The following is a 7,912-nucleotide window of genomic DNA, read 5'->3' on the forward strand; positions in this document are numbered from 1 at the left end:
CGGTGCTGTCCACGCTGCTCACCGCGGCGCTGCTGGTGGTCGTCGGGCTCTACCTCTGGCAGCGGCTGCGGCCGCTGGAGGTCGAGGGGGTCACCGTGGCGGTGCCCCGGCCACCCGGCGTGGCCTGCGACGTCACCGTCGACGTGGTGGCGACCGTACGCACCAACGGGCGCGGCGGGGCGATCCGCTACCAGTGGTTCCGCTCGGACGCGCCGCCGGGCGGGCTGCTCACCGAGCGGGTCGGCCGCGGCCAGCGGACCGCCACCCTCACGCTCAAGTGGACGTTCAGCGGGGTCGGCGCGACCACCGGGACGGCCACCGTCAACATCATCGAACCGTCGCCGGTGCAGGCCGGCACGCAGGTCCGCTACCGCTGCCCCGGGGGCTGACCGCGTTTCCCCGACACCCGCCCAGGGTAGCTCCAAGTCAACCGACCCTGACCCTGTGCGTGGAGGCCCTTCGATGAAAGACAACTTCGGGGACGCGGTGGGTGACGCGTTCCGCTCGGTGATGCTGTTCCTGCCCAAGGCGGTCGCCTTCGTCGCCATCCTGGTGGTGGGCTGGCTGATCGCCAAGGCCGTGCTGAAGATCGTGGACAAGGTCCTGGAGCGGGTCCACTTCGACCGGGCCGTCGAGCGCGGCGGCATCAAGACCGCCCTCGCGCGCTCGAAGTACGACGCCAGCGACATCGTCGCCAAGCTGGCCTACTACGCGGTGCTGCTGGTCACCCTCCAGCTCGCCTTCGGCATCTGGGGCCCGAACCCGATCTCGGACCTGATCGCCGGCGTCGTCGCCTGGCTGCCCCGGGCGTTCGTCGCCATCGTCATCGTGGTCGTGGCCGCGGCCATCGCCCGGGCGGTGAAGGACATCATCTCCAGCGCCCTCGGCGGCCTCTCCTACGGCCGGGTGCTCGCCAACATCGCCTCGGTGTTCATCCTCGGGCTCGGCGTCATCGCCGCGCTCAACCAGATCGGCGTCGCCACCACGGTCACCACCCCCGTGCTGATCGCCGTGCTCGCCACCGTCGGCGGCATCCTGATCGTCGGGGTGGGCGGCGGCCTGGTCCGCCCGATGCAGAGCCGCTGGGAGAACTGGCTGGCCCGCGCCGAGGAGGAGTCGCGGACCATCGCCACGCACGCCCGGGCGTACCAGGCGGGGCGCCGGGACGTCGAGGCGCGGTTCGCCGGGCCGACCGGCCCGTACGCCGACGCCGAGCTGACCCGGCCGGTGGCCGGCGAGGCCGAGGCGGACCGGACCCAGCCGGTCGCCCCGTACGGCGCGGCGGAGCCGACCCAGCCGGTGCCGGCGTACGCCGACCCGGACCGCACCCAGCCGACCGCGCCGCGGCAGCCCACGGCCGAGCAGGCCGCGGACAGCGAGGCCACGATGGTCATCCCGCAGGCGGACGTGGACCGGTCCCGCCGCTGAACCGACCGCCCACCGACCGGGGTGGGGCCCTGCGGGGTCCCACCCCGGTCCGTGTGCGGGACGGCGCGTGCGGCGGGTGCCCGGCTACCATCGGCGCATGCACTGGCGACATTGATGCCCTGCTGAGGGTCGAGCCCGCGGGCCGCCGCGGACACCGCACGTCCGGTGTCCGTCACGTCCCCGTGGGAAGGCCTCATGCTCATCGTCTCCGCGCGCGTGCCCGCCGAGCGTCGGCTCGCCGCCACGCTCTACGCCTACGCGTTCCTCACCGACCTGGTCCTGCTCTACCCGGTGTACGCGCTGCTCTTCGCCGACACCGGGCTGTCGGTCGGGCAGATCTCCTCGCTATTCGTGCTCTGGTCGGCCGCCGGCATCCTGCTGGAGGTGCCCTCGGGCGCCTGGGCCGACGCGGTCTCCCGGCGGCTGCTGCTCTGCCTGGCCCCGCTGCTGGCCGCCGCCGGCTTCGCCCTCTGGGTGCTTCTCCCGTCCTACCCGGCGTTCGCGGTCGGCTTCCTGCTCTGGGGCGCGGGCGGCGCCCTGCGCTCCGGCGCCCTGGAGGCCCTGGTCTACACGGAACTCGACCGGCTCGGCGCCGCCGGCCGGTACGCCCGGCTGGCCGGTCGGGCGAAGACCGCCGAGCTGCTCGGGGTGGTCGGCGCCATGGGGCTGGCCGCCCCGGTGCTGGCGCTGGGCGGCTATCCCGCGGTCGGTGCGGCGAGCGTGGCGGCGTGTCTGGCCGCCGCCGCGCTGGCCACCCGGTTCCCGGAGCACCGGGCGCCGGCCGGCGCCAGCCCCGCTGGCGCGGACCAGCCCTGCGCGGACCAGCCCGGCGGGGACCAGGCCGGCGGGGACCAGCCCGGCGCGGTCGGGACCGGCTGGCTGGCCAGCCTGCGCGGCGGGCTGGCCGAGGCCCGCGCCGACCGGTCGGTGCGGGCGGCGCTGCTCCTGGTGCCGGCGGTCGCCGCGGTGTGGGGCGGCCTCGACGAGTACACGCCACTGCTGGCCCGCGACACCGGGGTCCCGGCGGCCACCGTGCCGCTGCTGCTCCTGCTGGTCTGGGCCGGCTCCACCGTGGGCGGGCTGCTGGCCCCGGCGGGGGAGCGGTTGACCGACCGGGGCTTCGCCGCGCTGCTGGCCGGCGCGGCGCTGGCCCTGGCCGCGGGCGCCCTGGTGCGGCACCCGGCCGGGTTCGTCCTGGTCGGCGTGGCGTTCGCGGCGTTCCAGCTCGCCACCGTGCTGGCCGACGTCCGGCTCCAGGCCCGGATCAGCGGGCCGGACCGGGCGACGGTCACCTCGGTGGCGGGGATGGCCACCGACCTGACCATCATCGCGGTCTACGCCGGGTACGGCGTCGTCGCGGGCGCGGCCGGCAACCCGGTCGCCTTCGCGCTGGCCGTGCTGCCGTACCTGGCCCTGGCCGGCCGGCTGGCCACTCGCCGGACCGGCTCGGGCGAATAGGGAGTTGCCCGACAATACGGGGCTTTCCTGACTACGGTATGGGCGGAAGCGACCGGCGCCGGTCGTCCCCGGGGTGGGCCCGGGGCGGCCGGCGGTGGGCTGGTCGGGACGGAGGCGACGCGGCGTGACGATGGAAGCAGAGCGCACCCTGCGCGAGGAGGAGCTGACCGGGCTGGCGGACCTCGCCGCCCAGCTCCGGGTCGACTCGATCCGGTGCAGCACCCGGGCCGGCTCCGGTCACCCCACGTCGAGCCTGTCCGCCGCCGACCTGCTCGCGGTGCTCATTGCCCGCCACCTGCGCTACGACTGGTCGTACCCGGGCAACCGCGGCAACGACCACCTGATCTTCTCCAAGGGCCACGCCTCGCCGCTGCTGTACGCGGTCTTCCGGGCCACCGGCGCGATCAGCGAGCAGGAACTGCTGGAGACCTACCGGCAGGCGAACTCCCGCCTGCAGGGCCACCCCACCCCCGTCCTGCCCTGGGTCGACACCGCGACCGGCTCGCTCGGCCAGGGGCTGCCGGTCGGCGTCGGCATCGCCCTGGCCGGGCAGTACCTGGACAAGCTGCCGTTCCATGTCTGGGTGCTCTGCGGCGACAGCGAGACGGCCGAGGGATCCATCTGGGAGGCGCTGGACAAGGCCGGCCACTACGGGCTGCGCAACCTCACCGCGATCGTGGACGTGAACCGGTTCGGCCAGCGGGGACCGACCGAGCTGGAGTGGGACCTGGACACCTACCGACGGCGGGTCGAGGCGTTCGGCTGCCACCCGCTCGTCGTCGACGGCCACGACCTGGCGGCCATCGACGAGGCCTTCGGGCGGGCCCGGCAGGCGACCGGCCCGACGGTGGTGCTCGCCCGGACCGTCAAGGGCAAGGGCGTGCCCGAGATCGAGAACCGGCCGGAATGGCACGGCAAGGCGCTCGAGCCGGACCAGGCCGAGCGCGCCGTCCAGGCCCTCGGCGGCGTGCGGCAGATCCGGGTCGCCGGGCCGCGGCCCGCCGCCACGCCGCCGGCGCCCGCCCCCGCCGCCGCGAAGCCACCGGAGCTGCCCCGGTACGAGAAGGGGGCGAAGGTGGCCGTCCGCAACGCGTACGGGGACGCGTTGCGCGCGCTGGGCGCCGCCCGGCCGGACGTGGTGGCCCTCGACGGCGAGGTCAGCGACTCCACCCGGTCCGACAAGTTCGGCGAGGCGTACCCGGACCGGTTCTTCGAGATGTTCATCGCCGAGCAGCAGATGATCGCCGCCGCGGTGGGGCTCCGGGTCCGCGGCTACCGGCCCTTCGCGGCCACCTTCGCCGCATTCCTCTCCCGCGCGTACGACTTCATCCGGATGGCCGGCATCTCCCGGGCCGACATCGCCCTCGCCGGCTCGCACGCCGGCGTGGAGATCGGCCCGGACGGCCCCTCGCAGATGGGGCTGGAGGACCTCGCCGCCCTGCGCGCGGTGCACGGGTCGACCGTGCTCTGTCCCAGCGACGCGGTCTCCTGCGCGGCCCTCGTCGCCGCCATGGTCGACCGCGAGGGCGTCAGCTACCTGCGCACCACCCGCGGCAAGTACCCGGTGCTCTACGACAACGGGGAGGACTTCCCGATCGGCGGCAGCAAGCTGCTCCGCGACGGCGGCGACGTGGCGCTCATCGGCGCCGGGGTGACCGTGCACAACTGCCTGGCCGCCGCCGAGGAGCTGGCCCGCGAGGGGATCGACGCCCGGGTCGTCGACCTCTACTCGATCAAGCCGGTGGACCGGCAGCGGCTGCTCGACACCGTGCGGGACACCGGCGGCCGGTTGGTGGTGGTCGAGGACCACTACCCGCAGGGCGGGCTGGGCTCCGCCGTGCTGGAGTCGCTGGCCGACCTGGCCGAGCCGGTGCGGGTGACCCACCTGGCGGTAAGCGGACTCCCCGGCTCCGGGACGCCCACCCAGCAGATGGACCGGGCGGGCATCGGCGCCCGCGCGATCGTCAGCGCGGCGCGCGCCCTGGCCTGACCGTCACCGCGCGGGGCCCGACGCGCCGGCAGGCCGGGTCACCGGCGCGGCGGCGTCAGATCGCCGCACCCGGCCCGGGCAGCAGCTCGACGTCGCGGGCGTGCATCGGCTCGCCGCAGTGCGCGCAGCGCAGGTCGACCCTGCTGACCTCGCCGCACGCCTGATGGCGGTACAGCACCGGCGCGCCGGCCGGACCGGCGAGCCACTTGTCGCCCCAGCCGACCATCACCATCAGCAGGTCGACGAGTTCGGTGCCCTTCTCGGTCAGCACGTACTCGTACCGGGGTCGCCGGTCGTAGGGCCGACGCTCGAGCACCCCCTGTTCGACGAGGTGGTTCAGCCGCTCGGTCAGCACCTTGCGCGAGATGCCGAGATCCGCCTGGATCTGCTCGAACCGGGTGAACCCCGCATAGATGTCGCGCAGGACCAGCGGTGACCAGGGCTCGCCGATCACGTCGAGCGTGCGCGCGATCGAGCAGGCCATGTCGCCGAATTTTGTGCGCTGCATGGCATCAGTCTAGCAAGTTTGGGTTCCTTGAAGGAACTTCGGCTGCTACGGTCACAGAGTCTCTTCAAGGAACCGCCGCACCCGACCGCGCCGCTCCGTACCGCCGAGGTCAGTCCGGCGCCCGGCGTGACCCATCTCCACTACGCGGTCGTCCGATGACGCTCGCCGCCGACCCGCTGACAAGGAGCACCCACATGCTCGACCCCGACGTCCGCCGCGTCCTCGACGGCACCTCGATCGCTCACCTCGCCACCGTCCTCCCGGACGGCTCGCCCCACGCCGTTCCTCTGTGGATCGGCACCCTCGGCGACCGGATCGTCGTCTTCACCGGTCCGGGCTCCCGCAAGGCCCGTAACCTGCGCCGCGACCCCCGCGTGGCGCTGTCGATCGCGCCCGTCGACAACCCGTTCGAACCCGTCGTGATCCGCGGGCACGTCGTCGAGTGGATCGAGGGCGACGCGGCGTGGCCGATCGTCGACGAGGTGGCCACGAAGTACACCGGCGTGCCCTATCCCCGGGGGCAGGAACGCGTCGTGGCCGTGATCGAGCCCCAGCGACAGACCGTCGGGATCGGATGAGTACCCGCGGCCGGAACGGGTAGCCACGCGGTCTCCGGGACGGAAGGACCGAGCGATGGCGGAGCTGGAGTTCGTGGCGAAGGTGGCCGCGCGGGCGGGTGTGCCGGCGGAGACCGCGCGATCCCTGACCGAGGCCACCCTGCGTACCCTGGCCGAGCGGATCAGCGGCGGCGAGGCGGCCGACCTGGCCGACCACGTGGCGCACGAGCTGCGCCCGCTGCTGGCCCGGGCCCGTCCCGAGGAGCCGCAGGCGTTCGGCTACGACGAGTTCCTGCGCCGGGTGGCCGACCGGGCCGGCACGGCGCCGGACATCGCCGAGCGAGGTGCGCGGGCGGTGCTGCAGACCCTGCACCGGGTGGTCGGGCACGCCGAGTTCGAGCAGGCCCTGGCGGAGCTGCCGCGGGAGATCGGCGCGCTCGCCCAGCCGGTGCCGCGCACGCCCTGACCGGCCGCCGGGGTGGTCGAAACGCCCGCCGGGCTCCCCGCGGGGCGGTCGGCCGGCCGCTAGGTTGGGCTGATGGCCGCCCTGAGCTTCGACCGCCACCGCGCCGAGATCGTCGCCCAGAGCGACCTGCTCCGCACCCACCTCGACGGCGCCGACCTGACCACGCCGGTCCCGTCCTGCCCGGGGTGGAACGTCGGCCAGCTGGCCCGGCACCTCGGCGGCGGCCAGCGCTGGGCCGCCGAGGTGGTGAGCACCCGGGCCGAGGGGCCGCCGTCGGACACCCACTTCCGGGACCTGGCGCCCTACGCCCGGGAGGAGCCGGCGGTGGTCGGTCCCTGGCTCGTGGAGAGCGCCGCCGCGCTGGCCGACGCGCTCGGCGAGGCCGGCCCCGACGTGGCCACCTGGACGCCGCTCGCGGTGCCGGCCGCCGGCGTGTTCTGGGCGCGCCGGTTCGCCCACGAGACGCTGCTGCACCGCGCCGACGCCGCCCTCGCCCTGGGCGTGGACTTCGCGGTCGACCCGGCGGTGGCGGTCGACGCGGTGGACGAGTGGATGGAGCTGGGTTCCCTGCCGCAGATGCTGGACTTCCACCCGCACCAGCGCGAGCTGCTCGGCCCCGACCGCACGCTGCACTTCCACGCCACCGACGTGCCCGCCGAGCTGGGCGCGGAGTGGCTGGTGGACCTCACCGGGGACACCCTCGCGTGGCGGCGGGCGCACGAGAAGGCCACCGTGGCGGTCCGCGGCCCGGTCACCGAGCTGCTGCTGCTGATCTACCGGCGGCGCCCCGTCGACACCACCGTGGTCGAGGTCCTCGGCGACGCGAAGCTGCTCGACTTCTGGCTAGAGCGGGTCGCGTTCGGCTGACGGTGGGGCCTGCGGCCGGGTGGCCGCCGGCCCCACACCGGCTCAGCCGGGCAGGTGCAGGAACGACCACTGGTGGCCGTCGAGGTCCCGGAACCCGCGCATGTACATGAACCCGAGGTCCTGACCGGGGCCGAGCGAGGTGCCACCCGCGAGGACCGCCACGTCGACCAGCGCGTCCACCTGCTCCCGCAGATCGACGCCGAGGCCGACGATCACCTCCCGGCTGGTGGCGGTGTCGCACACCTCGGCCCCGGCGAACGCGGCGAAGGCCGCCGGGGTGTGCAGGATCAGGTGGGTGGTTTCGCCGAGGGTGAGTTGGGCGCTGTCCCCGCCGGGTTGCCGGGGCCCGGCCGTGAAGCCCAGGGCGGTGAAGAACTCGACCGCCCGGTCGAGATCGGCCACCGGCAGGTTGACGAACGTCGCGGCGCTCATCGGCTCACCTCTCCCTGCTCCAGCAGCTGCTTCAGCGCGTCGAGCCGGTCCCGCCAGTACGCCCGGAGCCGGTCGGCCTCTCCGGCGTCGGCCAGCTTCTCGTGCAGGACGGCCACCCGGGCCCTGGCCTCGCCCACCGGGGTGAAGCCGACCGCGATCCGGGTCGGCCCGCCCGCCCAGTCCGCCCGGAACGTCTTCGGGGCGGT

8 protein-coding genes and 2 pseudogenes are annotated in these 7,912 nt (G+C 74.7%); 7 read left to right on the forward strand and 3 right to left on the reverse strand.

The window, feature by feature from the left end:
- The 4 genes and pseudogenes from ACW0Q9_RS26865 to ACW0Q9_RS26880 form a co-directional block, all read left to right on the forward strand.
- A pseudogene (locus tag ACW0Q9_RS26865) lies at window positions 1–389 on the forward strand (hypothetical protein); the annotation flags it as partial.
- A 73-nt stretch (window positions 390–462) separates the two neighbouring features.
- Complete coding sequence (locus ACW0Q9_RS26870) at window positions 463–1,428, forward strand: membrane protein (RefSeq protein WP_456185952.1); 966 nt, start codon at window positions 463–465, stop codon at window positions 1,426–1,428.
- 195 nt (window positions 1,429–1,623) lie between these two features.
- Window positions 1,624–2,886, forward strand: coding sequence for an MFS transporter (locus tag ACW0Q9_RS26875; RefSeq protein ID WP_456185953.1), 1,263 nt, complete (start codon window positions 1,624–1,626; stop codon window positions 2,884–2,886).
- 130 nt (window positions 2,887–3,016) lie between these two features.
- Window positions 3,017–4,876, forward strand: a complete 1,860-nt coding sequence (locus ACW0Q9_RS26880; RefSeq protein ID WP_456185965.1) for a transketolase — start codon at window positions 3,017–3,019, stop codon at window positions 4,874–4,876.
- Window positions 4,877–4,931: 55 nt separating this feature from the next.
- Here ACW0Q9_RS26880 and ACW0Q9_RS26885 read toward each other — a convergent pair whose 3' ends face one another.
- Window positions 4,932–5,384, reverse strand: coding sequence for a winged helix-turn-helix transcriptional regulator (locus ACW0Q9_RS26885; protein ID WP_456185955.1), 453 nt, complete (start codon window positions 5,382–5,384; stop codon window positions 4,932–4,934).
- Between the two features lie 194 nt (window positions 5,385–5,578).
- Here ACW0Q9_RS26885 and ACW0Q9_RS26890 point away from each other — a divergent pair, with 194 nt between their 5' ends.
- The 3 genes from ACW0Q9_RS26890 (at window position 5,579) to ACW0Q9_RS26900 (ending at window position 7,274) form a co-directional block, all read left to right on the forward strand.
- Window positions 5,579–5,962 (forward strand): PPOX class F420-dependent oxidoreductase, encoded by a 384-nt coding sequence (locus tag ACW0Q9_RS26890; RefSeq protein ID WP_456185957.1) that lies wholly within the window; start codon window positions 5,579–5,581, stop codon window positions 5,960–5,962.
- A 55-nt stretch (window positions 5,963–6,017) separates the two neighbouring features.
- Complete coding sequence (locus ACW0Q9_RS26895; RefSeq protein WP_456185959.1) at window positions 6,018–6,407, forward strand: DUF2267 domain-containing protein; 390 nt, start codon at window positions 6,018–6,020, stop codon at window positions 6,405–6,407.
- A gap of 72 nt (window positions 6,408–6,479) precedes the next feature.
- On the forward strand, window positions 6,480–7,274 hold the full coding sequence (locus ACW0Q9_RS26900; protein ID WP_456185961.1) for a maleylpyruvate isomerase family mycothiol-dependent enzyme: 795 nt from the start codon (window positions 6,480–6,482) through the stop codon (window positions 7,272–7,274).
- Window positions 7,275–7,316: 42 nt separating this feature from the next.
- On the opposite strand, the gene ACW0Q9_RS26905 is transcribed toward ACW0Q9_RS26900, so the two are convergent.
- On the reverse strand, window positions 7,317–7,706 hold the full coding sequence (locus ACW0Q9_RS26905) for a VOC family protein (protein ID WP_456185963.1): 390 nt from the start codon (window positions 7,704–7,706) through the stop codon (window positions 7,317–7,319).
- Window positions 7,703–7,912, reverse strand: a pseudogene (locus ACW0Q9_RS26910) (hypothetical protein); the annotation flags it as partial. The pseudogene ACW0Q9_RS26910 and the gene ACW0Q9_RS26905, both read right to left, overlap by 4 nt.

This window comes from Micromonospora sp. I033 (assembly GCF_053890995.1).